1 protein-coding gene is annotated in these 2,214 nt (G+C 73.6%); it reads left to right on the top strand.

All coding sequences use genetic code 11. The annotated features are described in order from the left end of the window. Positions 1–129: 129 nt before the first annotated feature. Positions 130–2,214 (top strand): HAD-IC family P-type ATPase (locus PKA16_RS15800; protein WP_324404653.1); only part of this gene is annotated, 2,085 nt, incomplete at its 3' end.

Genomic DNA, 2,214 nt, shown 5'->3' with positions numbered 1-2,214 from the left:
AGCGCGAACCGGATTGACTGCGCCCCCCGGCATGTCCCACCTTCGTCCATCGATCCACCGGCACGCGGTGCACGACACCTCAGAAACGCACCGGCGACGCTGCGGGCAGGCCGGCCCTGCCATCCACGCATGCAGGTCCCAGCCCGTCCCGCAGGCCTGAGCGAGGCCGAGGCGCAGCGGCGCCTGGCCGAGCATGGACCAAACGCGATCGAGGAGCGTGAGCGCCGCAGCCTGGCGACCACGCTGCGCCAGGTCGCGCGCGAACCGATGTTCCTGCTGTTGCTGGTGGCAGCGGGCGTCTACCTGCTGGTGGGCGACCTGGGCGAAGGCCTGCTGCTGAGCTGCTTCGCCCTGTTGTCGGTCGGCCTGGTGATCGTCCAGCAGCGACGCAGCGAACGCGCGCTGGACGCGCTGCGCGCGCTGGCGGCGCCGCAGGCGCGCGTGCTGCGCGCCGGCCAGGTGCGGCGCCTGCCGGCGCGCGAGATCGTGCCGGGTGACTGGATCGTGCTGAGCGAGGGCGAACGCATTGCCGCCGACGCCGTCCTGCGCCAGGGCGAGGCGCTGGCGGTCGATGAATCGCTGCTGACCGGCGAATCGGTGCCGGTGCGCAAGCGCGCCAGCGACGCACCCCTTGCACAAGCGCTGGCCGGCGTGCCGGGCGGCGACGACCAGCCGCAGGTGCACGCCGGCACCCTGGTCACCTCGGGCCACGGCCTGGCCGAGGTCGGCGCGACGGGACGTCACACGCAGGTCGGCCGCATCGGCGTCTCGCTGGCCGCCATCGAGCCCGCCACCGCGCCGCTGGAGCACGGCTTGCGTCGGCTGGTGCGCCTGTTCGGCACGCTGGCGCTGGCCGGCAGCACGCTGCTGGTGCTGTGGCATGGATTGCGTGGCGGCGAGTGGGTGCAAGGCCTGCTGGCCGGCATCGCGCTCGGCATGGCCATGCTGCCGGAGGAGTTCCCGATGGCGCTGGCGGTGTTCCTGGCGCTGGGCAGCTGGCGGCTGGCACGCGCGCAGGTGCTGGTGCGCCACCCGAGCGCGGTCGGCGTGCTGGGCGCGGCCAGCGTGCTGTGCGTGGACAAGACCGGCACGCTGACGGAAAACCGCATGGCGCTGCGCCGTCTGGTCACGCTCGAAACCGACGTCGTGGTCGAGCCCGGCGCGCCGCTGCCGGCGACGGTGCAGCCGCTGCTCGAATGCGCCATGCTGGCCTCGCGCCGCGGCGGCACCGACCCGATGGACCGCGCCCTGCTGGCTTGCGGAGACGCGGCGCTGGCCGGCTCCACGCGCCTGCACCCCGGCTGGCGGCTGGAGCGCGAGTATGCGCTCACGCCCGAGCTGCCGGCGATGTCGCAGGTCTGGCTGGACGAGCAGGGCGGGCGCCACGCTGCCACCAAGGGCGCGCCCGAGGCGGTGATCGCCCTGTGCCGGCTCGCGCCCGAAACCGCGGCCGCCCTGCTGGCCCAGGCACGCGCGCTGGCCGAGTCCGGGTTGCGCGTGCTGGCGGTGGCTTCGGGGAATGCCGCCAGGCCCGAGCCGGCAGCCGACCAGCGGGGCCTCGAACTGTACTGGCTCGGCCTGGTCGGCTTCGAGGACCCGCTGCGCGCCAGCGTGCCGGCGGCGGTGGCACAGGCGCGGGGTGCCGGCATCGCGGTGGTCATGATCACCGGCGACCATGCCGCCACCGCACTGGCCATTGCGCGCCAGGCGGGCATCGAGACGACCGCCGGCGTGCTCACGGGGCAGGAGCTGGCGCTGCTGGACGACGCCGCGCTGGACCAGGCGGTGCGCCAGGTGCGCGTGTTCGCACGGGTGCGACCCGAGCAGAAGCTGCGCCTGGTCGAGGCACTGCAGCGCAACGGCGAGACCGTGGTCATGACCGGCGATGGCGTCAATGATGCGCCAGCGCTCAAGGCGGCGCACATCGGCATCGCCATGGGGGTGCGCGGCACCGACGTGGCACGCGAGGCGGCCGACCTGGTGCTGCTGGACGAAGACTTCGGCCGCATCGTCGACGGCGTGCGCATGGGCCGTCACATCTTCGACAACCTGCGCAAGGTGATGCGTTACATCATCGCCATCCACGTGCCGCTTGGCGGACTGGCACTGGTGCCGGTGCTGCTGGGCCTGCCGCCGCTGATGCTGCCCGCGCACGTGGTGCTGACCGAGATGGTGATCGACCCGATCTGCTCGCTGGCCTTCGAGGGCGCGCCG

This window comes from Ottowia sp. (genome assembly GCF_035325765.1).
Lineage (GTDB): Bacteria > Pseudomonadota > Gammaproteobacteria > Burkholderiales > Burkholderiaceae_C > Ottowia.
The sequence above is the reverse complement of the archived record's forward strand: the minus strand, read 5'-3'. Positions and strand labels throughout refer to the sequence as shown.